Raw genomic sequence first — 14,767 nt, forward strand, 5'->3', positions numbered from 1 at the left:
GATTCTCACGGATCGTCGTGGTTGTCCTCGTCGTTGTGGCGTAGCAGCTTCTCGTGGTGGTGGAAGGTGTTGGTGCGGGGTTGGCCGTGGACTGCTGAAGAACATTCCACGCCAGGAGATCAACCATGACCACCACACCAGCACGTTTCAACCACTTGGTGACGGTAACCGACCTGGAAACGGGTGACCGCGCCGTCTGCGACCGCGACCAGGTGGCCGAGACGATCCGGGCGTGGTTCCCGGACGCGCCCTTGGAGGTGAGGGAAGCGCTCGTTCGGCTGCAGGCCGCGTTGAATCGGCACGAGCACACCGGCGAGCTCGAAGCGTTCCTGCGGATCAGCGTCGAGCACGCCGACGCCGCCGGCGGCGACGAGTGCGGCCCGGCGATCCTGGCCGGCCGCTCCGGGCCGGAACAAGCCGCCATCAACCGGCAACTCGGACTCGCCGGCGACGACGAGCCCGACGGCGACGACACCCCGCCGTGGAGCCGGATGATCGGGCTTGGCGGCGGAAGCCCAGCGGAAGACGAGCGCTGACGGTGAACACCGCGGCAACAGGACGCTGGGCGGTCCCACGGGCGGGGCATGGATAGCTTCCGGCCCATGGGCCGGAAGCTATCTCGGAGAAACAAATGGCGCCGCTGGCCGCCGGATCGCGGAGCTGGAGCGGCCGAAAGCCAAGCAGCGGCAGCGCGAGGGGCAGGATCATGGCCGCCAGGCTCGATATTCTGGTTTGGGGCCCATGGGCTACAAACCAGAATCAGAGCGTCATTCGACGAAAACAGACACTGCTATCGGCGCAGCCCTCGGCATCTCCGCCGGCACCTACCGGCGGCTCAAACGAATCGACAACGCAACCCACAGCGACGACAAAGAAATCCGCCGGTTCGCGGAGAAACAAATGGCGCCGCTGGTCGCCGGATCGCCGAGCTGGAACGCCCGAAAGCCAAGGAGCGCCAACGCGAGGGTGGTCGCCTCGGTGCATCGATCACCAATGCCGGCTTTGGTCCCATGGAACCAAAGCCGTCTCAGCGCCACACTGACAAGGAGGTAGGCGCAGCCCTCGGCATCTCCGCCGGCACCTACAAGCGGCTCAAACGAATCGACAACGCAACCCGCAGCGACGACAAAGAAATCCGCCTGTTCGCGGAGAAACAAATGGCGCCGCTGGCCGCCGGATCGCCGAGCTGGAACGGCCGAAAGCCAAGCAGCGGCAACAGGAAGGCGGCGACCATGGCCGCCAGGCTCGATATTCTGGCTTGGGGCCCATGGGCCCCAAGCCAGAATCGGAGCGTCGTTCGACGAAAACAGACACTGCTATCGGCGCAGCCCTCGGCATCTCCGCCGGCACCTACCGGCGGCTCAAACGAATCGACAACGCAACCCGCAGCGAGTTGGCGCGTGGGCGGCCCGGCACCCCTAAGCAGAGGCCGCCCACGCCTGGCCCTATCCTACCTACGCGGTAGTCTCCACCTTCAGAACTCGAAACGCGTTGCGCACCAGCACATCTGATCCGACCCTGAACCAGGCGAAGAATCCGCGCTGCCCGGTCGGCCGGCGATTCGGCCCGAACAGGTGAGGCACCAACTCCACCATGGACCCAACTCTGTCGCCGATGAGGAATTGCTTCCAGTCGCCAAGCACCAGTGGATGATTCGTCGCTGTCACCGCCGAATCAACGGTGTCCATGTGGGAGACTTCCAGGACAGACTTCCCGGCTAGCATCGGCGGACTGTCGTGCAGCGATGGGAATTTCAGCGCGCCATTCGAAGTTTCCGCCTGCCGCAACGTGTTGATGGTGGACAAGTTCGCCGCGAACGCGGCGCTGGCCTGGAACCTTGGCGGCAGCGCCGACTGCAACGCGTAAACATCCGCCGCCACAATCGCTTCTGACCCCGCGCCGACGACCACCTGATCGGAGGTGCCGGTTAGCGCGCTGACGAACCCGGTGGGCTCGCCGTTGCCGGAGCCGTTGACGAACGCCGCGGCCTGCAGTTGCTCAACGCTGTCCGCGAGAATCTTGCCGATCTCGCCAACGAAGCTCGCCGCGTCACCCTCCAGCTCGATGGAGAACGGAATCCAGCAGCTTCCACGGTAGTTCGGCACCGCCGGCTGGGCCAACGCTGGCGAATCGTCGGACACCTCCTGGGCTTCGGAGTACCAACGAGCTTCGGCGCCTTCGGAAGTCACGCCCCGCCAAATCTCGGAGGTCGTTTGCACCACCCTCGCCACCTGCCGAATCGGGTTCGTCGACCCATCACCCGACAGCAGGATCGCCGGGTCCAGCGCCGCCGGGATCAGAAACCCGCCTTGGGTGTCCACCAGGCCCATCGCTCGCTGCTCGGCGGCCACCGCGGCAGCCTCACGCCACGCGGCCGCTTCCCGGTCGGTCCAAACCGTGTGCCCCGCAACAGGATTGGAAACCCGCTTGACGAACGCGCCCAAATAGTCGCGGCTGCCGGTGGCCGCCAGCCAGCGCTGCGCCCACGAGGTGGACTGCGGCGGCCCGGTGCGGCACAAGGTTTCCGCGGTCTCCGCCGCCCGCGACGACATCAGGCCGTCTCGCACACAAGAATCCAGTGTGCGAAACGCGGTGTCCCGCAACGAGTTGCCCGGCGGCGCGTCGCCGTCGTCGCCGCCGGTGGGAGCGCCGGGCACCACCCTCAGCTCACCGGCCCGGTAGCGGCGCAGCGCCTCCTCGGCTTCGCGGCCGCGGCGGCGCTGCTCCGCCCGCAGTTCCTCGGCGTGGCGCGTCAGCGCCTGAAAACGCTGCGCCGCCTCACCGGTCAGGTCGCCGGCGACACTGTCGAGGAGCTGCTTCGCCGCGTCACGGGTTTCAGGTAAAGAGAGGTTTTTGATGTCGTCGAATTCGGTCATAGATTGTTCACCAATCGAGTAGGGACAGCCAGGCTTCGGCTGTCGAACGGGAAACGACTGTAAGCGATTCCGCGCGCACCCCGGCGATTTGTGCCCCCGAATAGGCCGGAACGCCGGTTAGGGAAACCTCTAACAGCGCCGCTTCGACGCGCACCAGCACATCCCCTTCGCGACGGTCCCGGATCGGTCGGAAACCCACCGAAAACGAGTCGACGACACCAGCTTTTACGTTCGCCAAAGCCTCGTCGCCGTCCGGGGTGTCCGCAATCTCGAACGCCCCGAACAAGCCGTGAGGCTCCTCCCGCAACTCAACGGCCCGGCCCACCGGGTAGCGGGTTCGAGCGTCGTGAGAGACCAGCAGCTTCAATTTGTGGCCGCGCTCGGCGATGGAGCGCCGAAAAGCGCCAGGAGCGAACATTTCCTGGAACTCGCCGTCGAAGTCGCGGACGGTGGTCGCCTCGTTGTAGGGCACGATGGTGCCGTGCACGGTTCGGCCTTCGCCAGACCGCAGCTCGGCCATGCGGAAAAGGATGCTACTCAAAATTCGGCCACCACCTAGCAGACGCAAGAAACGCGCGGAATCGCTTGTGGCGCATGGCGGCCGCTATCCGGGTTCCAGCCGCCCCGCGGCGACTGCCCGGCGTCAGCGGATGCCGAGATGCCAAACTCGATTGTATCACACACAAAAGGTCATCACCGGTCCGGGGCAAACGGGTTGAGCCCGTCGCCGTCGTCGCCCGGCGCCACCGCCAGTCGCTGCTCGGCGGCCGGGGTCAGGCCAAACTCGGAGGCCAAGCGCAGCAGATGCATGCGCGCCGTCTCCGCAACCGTCACCGCCGGGTTCCGGTGCACGACACCGGATTTCGGTGAGGTAATTGTGAGGCCTTCGGCGCGGACCCGCTGAACCGCCGCGACGTAGACGGACCAGGTCTCGCAGTACGCGGACAGGAGCGCCCGATCCTCAGGTTTGAGCAGGTCAAGCCGCTCCAAAGTCGGTGCGACGCGCCGCCATTCGGCCAGCGCCTCGGCGTCGAGCCAGTCCGGGGCATCCGGTGCCTGACGGATAAACTTCGGCGACTCGGGGACTTTCCGGCCGCCGGAATCGCGGCCGGGGGAGCGGCCCTCAACCAGTTTGAGCCGGGCCGGTTTCGGTGGTCTTGGCATCGGTCCTCCCATCAATTTTTAGTCTAGGTAATGAGCGTGCATGCGCGCCGGCACCGTGGCGGTGTCCGGGCTGGGCCTGGTCACGATGGCGACCCCGCCCCCTGGTCGTCGTCCTGCTCGATAGGTCGGGCGTCTCGCAGCGGGTCGTTGCCGGGATACGACGCGTGGAAGGCAAGCCAGTCACGATCGGCATGGACAAGAACATTGCCTCCGGCTTCGAGGTAGGCGTTCTCGGTGTCGCCGCGGAGGATAAGTGTTCCGTCTTTCGCGAAGGATTCGAGTGCTTCGACCGCCGCATCGGGTGAGCAACCCGTCTGCGAGCAGACAACCTGGACTGCCAGCTCGTGCATCAGTTGTCGTTCGTCGTTGGTCAGGGGCCGGTTGATCGGGGTCACTGGTCGACCTCTATGGTGTCGTCGGTGCTGTCGGCGACACCCTCGGCGATTAGGAACGGGCACGGCTTACCGACGTCGACGGGACAGTTCGCGCGCTTCCATTTGTTGTCGGCGACACCCATGACGGGTTCGCCGGTCTGCAGGTTCGGCAGGATGATGTACGGCACGGCGTCACCACAGCGTTTGCAGGTCGCCATACCGACATCGGCGTTGAAAGCCATGTCGGCGATTCGTCGCCGCAGTTCGGCGTGGTCGGGGGTTTCAGCCATGGCTTGTGTCCTTTCAAGCAGGGTTGGTAAGTGCGGTTCTGGCGGCATTGAGCTGCTGTTGCAGTATCGGGCATCCGGTTGGGGCGTCGGGGTGCAGCACTTTGGATAAAGCCCTGTACACGGCGGGTGTCCGCTGGGGTCCGACCGCCCGGAACAACGCTTTGGCCCAGTCGGTGCACTGCTGTTGCGCCGGGTCGGCGGGTCCGGTGACGGTGTGGCCGTGGTAGCGCAGCTCGGCGGCCAGCAGTGGGGTCCAGTCAGCGTCGATGAACCAGCAGCGGGTGTGCGCGGACCAGGAGCGGGCATAGGCGGGGATCGTGGACTTGATCAACGACACGATCGCAGAGTCGTAGGCGAATCGGACGCTGTGCCGACCGCCGGATGCCGGGGTGATCGCGACAGCGGTCATGCGGCACCGCCGGTGTTTGCTGGTTTGGCGGTACAGTCCGCCCGGTGGCGGCCGTGAACGGCCAGGTAGGTACCGCATCCTGGGCAGAACGGCACGGCAGGCCGTGACGCATGTGACGTTTGCGCGGTATAACCGCCATACGTGCGCGCGCGTAGGCGAACCTGGAAATGCGTCACATGCGTCACGTTAGGTGTGCTAATCATCGAAATCATCGGCCCCTCTCACCGCTATTCCGGCCCGCCAACGACCATCACGGGCCTTGTCAGTGACCGGGTATCCGTGGGTGTCGAGCGACTGGCCGAACGCTTTGCGCGAGATTTCGGGTACGCCTTCTTGCACCCGCCACCTTTGCCACGCCTCGAACAGATGCGTAGTAGTGGCTTTCAGCACCGGCGAGCTGGTGACGCATTCGTCGTCGATGAACCTCTTTATCGTGTCGGAGTCCTCGCGGTAATTCGACGTTGCCGCGAGCACCGCGTCCGGCTGGGATAGTCCGATTCGCTGATAGTCGCTCCATCCGGCCACCGCCCAGGACAGGATGCTGTCGGCCTCCAACTGCAACCGTGCGTCCAGTTCCCGGTCCTGCTCGTCGGCAGGAATCACTACTTCAAACGGCACCACTCGAATTCGCCGCCAGATGGCCGTATCATCGCCGGGCACTCTCGGTAGGTGGTTGGTGATGAGCAGTGGGGTATGTGACGGCGTGAATTCCACGAAGTCTTGCCGCATCTTTCGGGCGCGGATGGTGTCGCCGCCAGTCAGCCGTTTTATCGTTGATTCGGCCAGCCGGCGATCTTTTTCGCTCTCGGATACCGCTACCCATCGCACGCCGCGGAGGTCCATTTCGCCTGTTGGGTGAGCGTTTTCCCGGTGCATGAAAAGGTCAGGCTCAGCGGTGCAGGCATAATCGCCAAGGGCATAGCGAATCGCCTTGTCGAACACAGATTTTCCGTTGGCACCTACACCGATAAGAATCGCCAGGACATGTTCGCGGACGGTGCCTAGTAGGCCGACGCCGGCCAGGCGTTGCACGAACCCGCGCACACCTTCATCGGGCAGAACGCGGGTCAAGAACGCTTGCCAGAGAGGCGATTCGGTGTCGGACTGGTAGGCACCGCGGCATATCTTTGTGATGCGGTCAGCGGGCGCGTGGGGCCGCAATTTGAGCGTGTGCAGGTCCAGCGTCCCATTCGCGACGTTGAGCAAGTGCGGGTCGCTGTCGAGGTCGGCTACCGTCGCGGCGAATGGTACCAGTGCGGCGGCCAGGTCGAGCACGCCGGCCACGCCGGACGCCGATTCGCATTTTCGGACGTCGGCGCGTAATTCCTTGTCGTTGAGGCTGTCTGAGAGCGCTTGGCGCAGCTCTGCCAGCACTGCACGTTTGGCTTCGCCGCGGTCGTCGGCTGCCCAGCGTCTGCCGTCCCAGGAGTGCCAGCCGATCCCGGCCACGTGCAGCAGCTTGTCCTGGTAACGTTCGGCTAGCCGGTAGGCGATTCGGGCTTGGCCGCGATGAACTTGCGTCGGTTTGCCACCGTCGTCGATGAGCACGTGCCCGTCCCGGTCGATCCAGGGGGCGTCGGGATAGTCGGTGCCGTAGGGGATGTCGGCCATCACGCCACCCCCGCCCGCGGGATGTACACGCCGCGCCGTCGGACGATCTCGCGGGCGATGCCGGGCCAGTCGGCGGCCGCAGATACGTCACGTGACGCCTGCGCCATCGCCTCCTGGCACGTCTCTACCCTCAGAGCCCAGTGCCGGGCTGCGTCGCAGATCGCGGCCCATTTGCGAGGATCGGCGTCGTCGAGCTGACGCCAGGCCGGTGTGCCGGCCATCGGCCACGACCCGGCAGCATCCAGGACCGGCGCGACATGCTCGTGCACCGACCACCACGACACGGCGCGTGACGCGGTAGGATCGGCGCTAGACGGTGTGGCGACTGTCGCGGGTGCCCGGTCCTCCGTGGCCGGGCATCGTCGCGTCGGCGGCGACCCGCCGGCGCCGGCGGTCATCGGGCACCGCCTGACCGCCGCACGGGGCGCAGCAGCTCGGCCAGCCGGGTGCGCTGCTCGTCAGTCAGGGGCGGCGCTGCGGCGAGGGTGCGGATGAGGTAGTCCGCGATGTTCGCGGCAACGAGATCGGTTTTCGCGGCGATGAACTCGGGATCGTCGGATGCGCGGGAACGAGACAGTGCGGCTACGCGGCCGCGATGATGGTAGATGGTCGACACGTGCGACTCCTTGGGGACACCAAAACCCCGGAGTCGAAGCCGGCTACGTCGGAGTCTAGCAGCTACCACGCGTTGGGGTGGCGCGTAGTTTGTTCGGCGTGTCGCTTTCGCAGAGCGTGCGCCACAGCCACATGGCGACGACCACCGCGTCCGACTGCACCGCAAAACCCGGTGCGTAGTCGGGGTTGCCGGCCAGTCCGGTCAGTAGCCGCGGAACGTTCTCGCACAGTGTTTGCAGGTCGCCGTTGCGAACCCGCACGGGCCGCTGCTCGCACGTGCGCACGCCGGCGGCGCCGTACCTCAGGCAGGCGAATTCCCAGTGCAGCCGCACCCACCCGTCGCGGCGCATTTCAGGTCGTAGGCGAGACTCGTTGGGCGGCAAGCCAATAACGGCTCGCGGCTGGTTGTCGTCGTCGAGTAATGTTGCCACCGCTGGCGCCTGCGGTAACCAGCCCTGGGTCTCGTCGACCCAAATGATCGGCGCGACAAGATCGCAGCGCTCGTGTTCGATGCGGCCATCGCCTTTGCGGCCGTGGTCACAGACGATCACGATGTTGTGGTGCCGGCTCATCGCCAATTCACCTGCACCCGTTCGGGATTGAATATCCTGCCGCTCTTGCCGACCGGCTGGACAACGACTTCAGCGAGGACGTCGAGGACGGCGCGGAACCGGTCCGGCGACAGCTCGGCTATCATCCCGGCGACTTGCGGTGTTCCCAACGGTATCCCGTCGAACACTCGGAGCCGTTCCTGATCCTGTTGGCGGGCCTGAAGTTTCGTTATCTTGGCGTTGACGATGTCGGTGCTGATCTTCACCTGGCGCGCGGTCAGTAGCCCTTCGGCGCGTTCGACGGCGAGCCTGTCCAGCTCCCCGTAGAGGGTTTCCAGTTCCAGGCGGATGGTTTCGGCTTCGGCGGCGTCGTGAATCTCCCGGCGCAACAAGTCAACGGCGTCGGGCATGGCCAGCCGCTCGGCCACGATGTGATACAGGATCGGTTCGATGTTGTCGGCCAGGATGGCCACCCCGTGGCACGCCTTGCACACGTAGACGACCTGGCCGTCGGTGCGGTAGCTGCCGGCCAGGTGGTTGCCGCATTTGCCGCAGCCTGCCAGCCCGGTCAGCAGGTGGCGGCGCACGCTTTTGCGGCCGGGGGCGCGGCCGGGGGCGTCCAGCACGGCCTGGGCGGCCCAGAACGTCGCCTCGTCCACCAGCGGCGACCACTGGGCCTTGCCGACAATCGCGTCGCGGTCCACCGGGCCGTAGCGGGCACCCTTATATGCGCGTAGTCCGGCGTTGCGGGGTTTGCGCAAGAATTTCGACAGCGTTGTAGTCGTCCACGGGCGGCCGGTGATGGTGAACGCCCCGGCGTCGTTCCACTGGCGGCACACGTCGCCCAGGGACGCCCCGGCGAGGATGTCGGCGTAGGCCTGTTTGACCAGCGGCGCTGTCCGGGGGTCGGGTTCGGGACCGTTGGGGCCGGGCAGGTAGCCGAAGGCTTTCGACCAGTTGGGGTGGCCGCGTTCAGCTTTCTGGCGGGCGGCGCGGCGCTGTCGTGCCTTCTTGTGCTCGGTTTCGTGAGCGGCCACCGACCCCTTCAGGCGGGCGACTAGCCGGCCCTGGGGTGTCGCCAGGTCAACGTCGCCGGCGACGGTGGCCAGGGCCAGCCGCTTCTCGTCGGCTAATGACATGAAGGCTTCCAGCTCGATGGGACGGCGATGGAGCCGGTCCAGGTCCCAGGCCACCACGGCGGCGATCTTGCCGGCGGTGATGTCGGCCAACATCTGCTCGTAGGCGGGGCGGCGCTTGCCGGTTGATGCGCTGACGTCGTTGTCGAGGTACTCGACGGGCACCCATTTTCGCTGCCCGCACAGCTTTAGGCAGTCCTCGCGTTGGCGGGCCACGCCGAGCTGTTCGCCGGAGCGGTCTTCTGAGATTCGGAGGTAGACAGCAGCACGCACAGGTGTAGTGTATCTCACAGGTCCACGGTTGGCCGTGGTCGAGGTGGGGTGGTGGTAGCCATTCGGTGTGGCCGTGGGTGTTGTTGTGGGTGGTCCAGCCTTTTTCGGCGAGTCGGTTGTCGGGGCCGCAGGCCAGGGTCAGCTCGGTGATGTCGGTGCGTCCGGTGCTGGTCCAGGCGGTGACGTGGTGGGCTTGGCTGTGGTAGGCCGGTGCGTCACAGCCGGGTTTGGTGCAGCCGCGGTCGTTGGCGAACAGCATGATCCGCTGGGCCGGGGAGGCTAGGCGTTTGGTGTGATACAGCGCCAGGGGTGTGCCGTGGTCGAAGATCGCCTGGGGGTACCTCCCGCTTGCGGGGGAGTAGTGGTGGGCGTGGCTGGTCATGCGGATCACATCGGCCATGGGTAGCAGGGTGCCGCCGCCGGTGAAGCCCTTGCCGGCGCCGGTTTGCAGGTCGGTCAGGGTGGTGGTGACCACGATCGAGACGGGAAGACCGTTGTGTTGGCCCAGTTTCCCGGAGGCGATCAGCGCGCGCAGCCCGGCCAGCAGCCCGTCGTGGTTGCGTTGGGCTTGGCTGCGGGTGTCGCGGTCGATGGCGGCCGCATCGGGGGTGGTGTCGATGACCGGGGTGTGGTCGTCGGGGTTGGTCGCGCCGGGGGCGGCCAGTTTGGCTAGCACGGCTTCAAAGGTGGCCCGCGCTTGGGGGGTCAGGTAGCCACTTAGCCGTGACATGCCGTCGTATTGCTGGTTGCTCAGGGTGATGCCGCGTTTGCGGGCGCGTTCGGTGTCGGTGAGGTCGCCGTCGGGGTGTAGCCAGTCCATGACCCGCTGGGCGTAGCGGGCCAGCTCGTCGGGACGATATTGAGCGGCTTTGCCGGCCAGGTCGGCTTCGGCGGCCTGGCGGGTGGACACATCCACCGCGGCGGGCAGGTGGGCGAAAAAGGGCGCGAATCACTTTGACGTGCGCCTCGCCGATCAGGCCCTGGCGTTGGGCGGTGGCGGTGGCGGTCAACTGTGGGGCTAGCGGTTCACCGGTGAGTGCTCGACGAGGTCCGAGATCGGCGGCGTCGGCGATGCGCCGGGCGGCGTCGGGCTTGGTGATGCGTAACCGGTTGGCCAGCGCGCAGCACAGCGTGCCGCCCAGTTCTTCCTCGCTGGCTTGGGCGTCAAGTTGGTTGATCAACGCGTGACCCACCGCCGGTAGCCGGCGCACCAAGCATTCCAGACGTTCCAGAGACCGCAGCCGTTCCGGGGTGGTCAACACCTCAAAAGACACCTCGTCCAAGCGGTCCAGCTCGGCATCCAGCGCATCAAAGACCTCGACAAGCTCCTCCCGGCTATTCGCTAACATGTTCGAATCATAACGTCGGGCACTGACAAGAAGTCGCGCCGACAGCTGCTAGAACTGGTGTTAGCTAAGTGAATTCAGTGACTCGAGAGCCCTCGCGAGCTTGGCCGCCCACCAGGTCGGCGGGGATGCCTACCAGGATTCGATCCCGCCAACCGGCAATCTGACCAACCGGGCATAACCCCCGCCGGTGAACCGCAGTTTAGTGAGCGGCTTGAGGTTGCGGGATCGACGATTCGGCGTCTGGGCCGCTGTGTGGGATGCCTGGCGGGTCGAGTGCGAGTGCTGATAGCTGGGCCGCTGCCAACGATCCGTGACCTCCGCCCACGTCGCGTTTGTCCCCGTGCGCACCGCTACCGTAGCCTGAACACCGTTTCATTCAGGCCGCCGAGCAGGCGGCGGATGGGTTCCGCGCGTGCGGAGATGACGAAGGATGCAGGGGAGTACCTGGTGACGCAAGCGGCAACGCGACCGACGAACGACGCCGGCCAGGATGGCGGGAACAACTCGGACATTCTGGTGGTTGCCCGCCAACAGGTGCTGCAGCGCGGTGAGGGCCTGAACCAGGACCAGGTGCTGGCGGTGCTGCAGCTACCCGACGACCGGCTCGAGGAGCTGTTGGCGCTGGCCCACGAGGTGCGGATGCGCTGGTGCGGACCCGAGGTCGAGGTCGAAGGCATCATCAGCCTGAAAACCGGTGGCTGCCCGGAGGATTGCCATTTCTGCTCGCAATCGGGGCTGTTCGCCTCCCCGGTGCGCAGCGCCTGGCTGGACATACCCAGCCTGGTCGAGGCGGCCAAACAGACCGCCAAGTCCGGCGCCACCGAGTTCTGCATCGTGGCCGCGGTGCGCGGACCCGACGAGCGATTGATGGCCCAGGTCGCGGCCGGCATCGAGGCGATTCGCAACGAAGTCGAGATCAACATCGCCTGCTCCCTAGGGATGCTGACCGCCGAGCAAGTGGACCAACTGGCGGCGAGGGGGGTGCATCGCTACAACCACAACCTCGAAACGGCGCGCTCGTTCTTCGCCAACGTCGTCACCACCCACACCTGGGAAGAGCGCTGGCAGACGCTATCGATGGTGCGTGACGCGGGCATGGAGGTTTGCTGCGGCGGCATCCTCGGCATGGGGGAGACGCTGCAGCAGCGCGCGGAATTCGCCGCCGAGCTTGCCGAGCTGGGCCCCGACGAGGTCCCGCTGAACTTCCTCAACCCGCGGCCCGGTACCCCGTTCGCCGACCTGGAGGTAATGCCGGTCGGTGACGCGCTCAAGGCGGTGGCCGCCTTCCGGTTGGCGTTACCGCGCACCATGCTGCGGTTCGCCGGTGGCCGCGAGATCACCCTGGGTGACCTCGGCGCCAAGCGAGGCATCCTGGGCGGCATCAACGCCGTGATCGTCGGCAACTACCTGACCACCCTCGGCCGGCCCGCGGAAGCCGACCTGGAACTGCTCGACGAGCTACAGATGCCGCTGAAGGCACTCAACGCCAGCCTGTAAATGGTGGAAATCGTGGCTGGAAAACAACGCGCTCCGGTCGCTGCCGGCGTGTACAACGTGTACACCGGGGAACTGGCGGATACGGCCACGCCGACAGCGGCTCGGATGGGTCTGGAGCCCCCCCGGTTCTGTGCGCAGTGCGGTCGCCGGATGGTCGTCCAGGTCCGGCCCGACGGCTGGTGGGCGCGCTGTTCTCGCCACGGGCAGGTGGACTCGGCCGACTTGGCGACACAGCGGTGACCGAGCCACCCGGTTTTGGCGGACCGTCCGAGCCTTCCGGTGCACCGCGGACGTCGCGGACACGGGCGGTCCTGTTTGTGATGCTGGGTCTGTCGGCGACCGGTGTGTTGGTCGGTGGCCTGTGGGCGTGGATCGCCCCGCCAATCCATGCCGTCGTGGCCATCACACGCGCGGGTGAGCGGGTGCACGAGTATCTGGGCAGCGAATCCCAGAACTTCTTCATCGCGCCATTTATGCTGCTGGGGCTCTTGAGTGTGCTGGCTGTCGTGGCATCGGCATTGATGTGGCAGTGGCGAGAGCACCGCGGACCGCAGATGGTTGCTGGGCTGTCGATTGGGCTGACGACCGCTGCGGCGATCGCGGCGGGAGTTGGCGCGCTGGTGGTTCGGTTGCGCTACGGTGCGTTGGACTTTGACACCGTGCCACTTTCCCGCGGCGACCACGCCCTGACGTACGTCACCCAGGCCCCGCCGGTGTTTTTCGCCCGCCGGCCGCTGCAGATCGCCCTCACTCTCATGTGGCCGGCTGGCATCGCGTCGCTGGTATATGCCCTGCTTGCGGCCGGGACGGCGCGGGACGACCTGGGCGGCTATCCGGCTGTCGATCCGTCGTCGAACGCTCGTACTGAAGCCCTGGAAACCCCTCAGGCCCCGGTGTCCTAGGAGAGTCGCAGCCGCCCGCCGGCATCCGGAGCGGACCGTGTCTCCGGTCGGGTGTCAGCGCTTGGATTCAAGCGGCAGATCGTCGAACTGGTTTAAGTCTGGCGTGACGAGGTTGTGTGCCAGGTCCGAGTTCGCGCCGGTATGCGCAGAGCGCATTGGCCAGGTCAGAGCGGACGGCGGCTCAACTTCCTGCCGGTGATCACCTTGGCCGCGATCACGGCCAGTCTCGCCATGCCGGCGTAGGTCATCGGGTTGAAGATGGTCGGCCACGTGGTCCGGACGCGGTGGTCGGTCAGTGGCTTGCCGGCGAACCGGTCGGTGAGCCAGCGAAGCGTCATTGGGGCCGACAGCGGGTGCAGGGACACATGTTCGCTGAACAGGTCGCGGTGGTAGGTGACGTTGGCGCCGCCGGCTGTATAGCTGTCAGCGAGCGCGTCGATGTCAGAGACGTCGATGAGGTAGTCATGCACGGCCTGCACGATCAATACCGGCGGGGTGGGCACCGCGCTACCCAGCTTGGTGTCGCCGAAGACATGGGAAATTTCCGGCGTCGACAGAATGTCCTCAAGGGGTTCGTCGAGGAAGTCACCCATGTCCCTGCCGGCCATCCGGATCACTGCGTCTACCGTTGTCATCTCCGTCAGTTGCTCCAGCAGCTGACGTCCTTCGTCGTTGGCGTGCTCCTTGATCACCCGGGCCAGGCCGGGGTAGCTGTGTTGCAGCGCGGCCACCACCAACGCGGGCAGACCGGCAAGAAGAGTGCCATTGAGCCGGCGGAACGTGTGACCAAGGTCACCGACGGGTGATCCCAGCACGGCGCCGACGATGTCTAGGTCCGGTGCGTACTCGCCGCATGCTTCGGCGGCCCACGCGCTGGCCAGCCCGCCGCCGGAGTAGCCCCACAGCCCGATCGGCGTTGCCGGGGACAACCCGACACGCTCGGAATTCAAGGCAGCCCGGATTCCGTCGAGGACTCGGTAACCGGGTTCATACGGCGACCCCCACAGCCCTTTCGGCCCTTCATGGTCGGGTACTGATACCGCCCATCCTTCGGCAAGTGCGGCGCTGATCATCAACAGCTCCATTTGGGTCAGTGACCCCAGGGCCTTGGCCCGTCGTCGCAGGGCATATGACGGAAAACAGCGCGACGACATGGCATCGATCGCACACTGGTACGACAGCAAGGGGCAGGTCTGACCCGGGGCAAGCTCCGCTGGGACGATCACCGTGGTCACCGTCGCCTCGGGGTTGCCGTACATGTTCGTGGTCCGGTACAGCAGCTGGGTAGCGGTGACGGGCTGCGGAATCAAGCCCATAAACGCCAGTTCGACATCGCGCGAGCGCAACACCGTTCCGGGCACGGCATGCTGGTAGCCGGCAGGTGGGAAGTAGAACGGATCGTCGGATGGCAGCAGCGGGCGCACTTTGCGCTGCAATTCCTCGTGCGGTGGCCGGCCGATCCATTCGGCGCCGGTCGCGCCTGCCAAATTGCCGGGCTCTACCATTAGGCTCCCTTCATGGCCATCCGGCATCCTCGCGCGTGATCGGTCCCTGACGGGGTAGCAGCGCGGTTTGCCTGTCGCAGTTCAGCGCCGGCACTCAAGGTCAGCGTCGGCACTCGAATGGCGCCAGCGGCTCTTATCCGGCTCTTAAAGTCTCATACAAGTTACAGGATCCAAGGGCCGACTCCGAGGCCAGCGCGGCGTGGCGCCTATCACAG

20 protein-coding genes and 5 other annotated features are annotated in these 14,767 nt (G+C 66.0%); of the genes, 6 read left to right on the plus strand and 14 right to left on the minus strand.

The window, feature by feature from the left end; all coding sequences use genetic code 11:
- Nucleotides 1-77: 77 nt before the first annotated feature.
- Nucleotides 78-89: a repeat region (12 bp direct repeat 1, ccacggccaacc, flanking phage-like element, second site at 1788514..1788525. This region is a possible MT-complex-specific genomic island (See Becq et al., 2007).), on the minus strand.
- Between the two features lie 36 nt (nucleotides 90-125).
- The 3 genes from Rv1573 to Rv1575 all read left to right on the plus strand — a co-directional run bounded on the left by Rv1573 (nucleotide 126) and on the right by Rv1575 (nucleotide 1,511).
- Nucleotides 126-536 (plus strand): phage protein, encoded by a 411-nt coding sequence (locus Rv1573; protein ID NP_216089.1) that lies wholly within the window; start codon nucleotides 126-128, stop codon nucleotides 534-536.
- A gap of 205 nt (nucleotides 537-741) precedes the next feature.
- Nucleotides 742-1,053, plus strand: coding sequence for a phage protein (locus Rv1574; RefSeq protein NP_216090.1), 312 nt, complete (start codon nucleotides 742-744; stop codon nucleotides 1,051-1,053).
- Nucleotides 771-859: a repeat region (89 bp direct repeat 2, first copy at 1780485..1780573,GGGTTGCGTTGTCGATTCGTTTGAGCCGCCGGTAGGTGCCGGCGGAGATGCCGAGGGCTG CGCCGATAGCAGTGTCTGTTTTCGTCGAA. This region is a possible MT-complex-specific genomic island (See Becq et al.,2007).), on the minus strand. (Overlaps the previous gene by 89 nt.)
- Nucleotides 1,011-1,511 (plus strand): phage protein, encoded by a 501-nt coding sequence (locus tag Rv1575; RefSeq protein NP_216091.2) that lies wholly within the window; start codon nucleotides 1,011-1,013, stop codon nucleotides 1,509-1,511. The genes Rv1574 and Rv1575 overlap by 43 nt, the downstream gene beginning before the upstream one ends.
- Nucleotides 1,297-1,385, minus strand: a repeat region (89 bp direct repeat 1, second copy at 1779959..1780047,GGGTTGCGTTGTCGATTCGTTTGAGCCGCCGGTAGGTGCCGGCGGAGATGCCGAGGGCTG CGCCGATAGCAGTGTCTGTTTTCGTCGAA. Many repeats, both direct and inverted, in this region. This region is a possible MT-complex-specific genomic island (See Becq et al.,2007).). Its footprint overlaps the gene before it by 89 nt.
- Here the strand turns inward: Rv1575 and Rv1576c are convergent.
- The 13 genes from Rv1576c to Rv1588c form a co-directional block, all read right to left on the minus strand.
- A complete protein-coding gene (locus tag Rv1576c) occupies nucleotides 1,455-2,876 on the minus strand; it encodes a phage capsid protein (RefSeq protein ID NP_216092.1) in 1,422 nt (473 codons plus the stop codon). The two genes, Rv1575 and Rv1576c, sit on opposite strands and share 57 nt — an antisense overlap.
- A gap of 7 nt (nucleotides 2,877-2,883) precedes the next feature.
- A complete protein-coding gene (locus Rv1577c; RefSeq protein ID NP_216093.1) occupies nucleotides 2,884-3,396 on the minus strand; it encodes a phage prohead protease in 513 nt (170 codons plus the stop codon).
- A 173-nt stretch (nucleotides 3,397-3,569) separates the two neighbouring features.
- Complete coding sequence (locus Rv1578c; RefSeq protein NP_216094.1) at nucleotides 3,570-4,040, minus strand: phage protein; 471 nt, start codon at nucleotides 4,038-4,040, stop codon at nucleotides 3,570-3,572.
- 80 nt (nucleotides 4,041-4,120) lie between these two features.
- On the minus strand, nucleotides 4,121-4,435 hold the full coding sequence (locus Rv1579c) for a phage protein (protein NP_216095.1): 315 nt from the start codon (nucleotides 4,433-4,435) through the stop codon (nucleotides 4,121-4,123).
- Nucleotides 4,432-4,704, minus strand: a complete 273-nt coding sequence (locus Rv1580c) for a phage protein (protein NP_216096.1) — start codon at nucleotides 4,702-4,704, stop codon at nucleotides 4,432-4,434. The genes Rv1579c and Rv1580c overlap by 4 nt, the downstream gene beginning before the upstream one ends.
- 13 nt (nucleotides 4,705-4,717) lie before the next feature.
- A complete protein-coding gene (locus tag Rv1581c; RefSeq protein NP_216097.1) occupies nucleotides 4,718-5,113 on the minus strand; it encodes a phage protein in 396 nt (131 codons plus the stop codon).
- 195 nt (nucleotides 5,114-5,308) lie between these two features.
- Nucleotides 5,309-6,724 carry a phage protein gene (locus tag Rv1582c; RefSeq protein ID NP_216098.1) on the minus strand — a complete coding sequence of 472 codons (1,416 nt, stop codon included), beginning with the start codon at nucleotides 6,722-6,724 and terminating at the stop codon, nucleotides 5,309-5,311.
- Nucleotides 6,724-7,122 carry a phage protein gene (locus tag Rv1583c; protein NP_216099.1) on the minus strand — a complete coding sequence of 133 codons (399 nt, stop codon included), beginning with the start codon at nucleotides 7,120-7,122 and terminating at the stop codon, nucleotides 6,724-6,726. Before Rv1583c ends, Rv1582c begins: the two co-directional genes overlap by 1 nt.
- Nucleotides 7,119-7,340: a phage protein gene (locus Rv1584c; RefSeq protein ID NP_216100.1), complete on the minus strand. Its 222-nt coding sequence runs from the start codon at nucleotides 7,338-7,340 to the stop codon at nucleotides 7,119-7,121. Before Rv1584c ends, Rv1583c begins: the two co-directional genes overlap by 4 nt.
- A 55-nt stretch (nucleotides 7,341-7,395) precedes the next feature.
- Complete coding sequence (locus Rv1585c; RefSeq protein ID NP_216101.1) at nucleotides 7,396-7,911, minus strand: phage protein; 516 nt, start codon at nucleotides 7,909-7,911, stop codon at nucleotides 7,396-7,398.
- On the minus strand, nucleotides 7,908-9,317 hold the full coding sequence (locus Rv1586c) for a phage integrase (RefSeq protein NP_216102.1): 1,410 nt from the start codon (nucleotides 9,315-9,317) through the stop codon (nucleotides 7,908-7,910). The genes Rv1585c and Rv1586c overlap by 4 nt, the downstream gene beginning before the upstream one ends.
- The gene (locus Rv1587c) at nucleotides 8,974-9,975 is read right to left on the minus strand and encodes a hypothetical protein (protein ID NP_216103.2); all 1,002 of its coding nucleotides are present in this window, start codon (nucleotides 9,973-9,975) and stop codon (nucleotides 8,974-8,976) included. The genes Rv1586c and Rv1587c overlap by 344 nt, the downstream gene beginning before the upstream one ends.
- Nucleotides 9,326-9,337 (minus strand) — a repeat region (12 bp direct repeat 2, ccacggccaacc, flanking phage-like element, first site at 1779266..1779277. This region is a possible MT-complex-specific genomic island (See Becq et al., 2007).). Its footprint overlaps the gene before it by 12 nt.
- Nucleotides 9,326-10,623: a repeat region (REP-5, len: 1298 nt. REP336, member of REP13E12 family. This region is a possible MT-complex-specific genomic island (See Becq et al., 2007).), on the minus strand. It overlaps the preceding feature by 12 nt.
- The gene (locus Rv1588c) at nucleotides 9,980-10,648 is read right to left on the minus strand and encodes a hypothetical protein (protein NP_216104.1); all 669 of its coding nucleotides are present in this window, start codon (nucleotides 10,646-10,648) and stop codon (nucleotides 9,980-9,982) included. It overlaps the preceding feature by 644 nt.
- A gap of 447 nt (nucleotides 10,649-11,095) precedes the next feature.
- Between Rv1588c and bioB the strand changes: the two genes are divergently transcribed.
- Genes bioB through Rv1591 form a run of 3 tightly spaced genes read left to right on the plus strand, consistent with a single transcriptional unit; the run spans nucleotide 11,096 to nucleotide 13,047 of the window.
- Nucleotides 11,096-12,145: a biotin synthetase gene (gene bioB, locus Rv1589; protein NP_216105.1), complete on the plus strand. Its 1,050-nt coding sequence runs from the start codon at nucleotides 11,096-11,098 to the stop codon at nucleotides 12,143-12,145.
- Entirely contained in the window at nucleotides 12,146-12,385 is a 240-nt protein-coding gene (locus Rv1590; RefSeq protein NP_216106.1) for a hypothetical protein, read from the plus strand.
- The gene (locus Rv1591) at nucleotides 12,382-13,047 is read left to right on the plus strand and encodes a transmembrane protein (RefSeq protein NP_216107.1); all 666 of its coding nucleotides are present in this window, start codon (nucleotides 12,382-12,384) and stop codon (nucleotides 13,045-13,047) included. The genes Rv1590 and Rv1591 overlap by 4 nt, the downstream gene beginning before the upstream one ends.
- Nucleotides 13,048-13,211: 164 nt before the next feature.
- On the opposite strand, the gene Rv1592c is transcribed toward Rv1591, so the two are convergent.
- A complete protein-coding gene (locus Rv1592c; RefSeq protein NP_216108.1) occupies nucleotides 13,212-14,552 on the minus strand; it encodes a hypothetical protein in 1,341 nt (446 codons plus the stop codon).
- Nucleotides 14,553-14,767: the final 215 nt, after the last annotated feature.

The organism is Mycobacterium tuberculosis H37Rv, from assembly GCF_000195955.2.
Classification (GTDB): Bacteria; Actinomycetota; Actinomycetes; order Mycobacteriales; family Mycobacteriaceae; genus Mycobacterium; species Mycobacterium tuberculosis.